Below are 223 nucleotides of genomic sequence, written 5' to 3'. Positions count from 1 at the left end.
TCCGCCTTCACGTCCTTGTGCACGATCAGGCGCGACGAGGCCGAGCAGTTCTCGCCCATGTTCCAGAACGCCCCGTTGACCACATGCGCAGCCACACGGTCCAGATTTTCCACGTCGTCCATGACGATGGCCGGGTTCTTGCCGCCCATCTCCAAAACCACTTCTTTGGCGTTGCTTTCCGCCGAATAGGTCAGGAACCGCTTGCCCGTCACCGTCGAGCCGG

The 223-nt window shown here is 61.4% G+C and carries 1 protein-coding gene; it reads right to left on the bottom strand.

Translation table 11 applies throughout. The features are described 5' to 3' along the window. A partial coding sequence (locus ABLN94_RS24790; protein ID WP_352997375.1) for an aldehyde dehydrogenase family protein occupies positions 1 to 223 on the bottom strand: 223 nt, incomplete at both ends.

It is taken from the genome of Ruegeria sp. SCP11 (assembly GCF_040329455.1).
Lineage (GTDB): Bacteria > Pseudomonadota > Alphaproteobacteria > Rhodobacterales > Rhodobacteraceae > Ruegeria > Ruegeria atlantica_E.
Note: the sequence above shows the minus strand (reverse complement) of the source record. Positions and strands in the feature narration are given on the sequence as shown.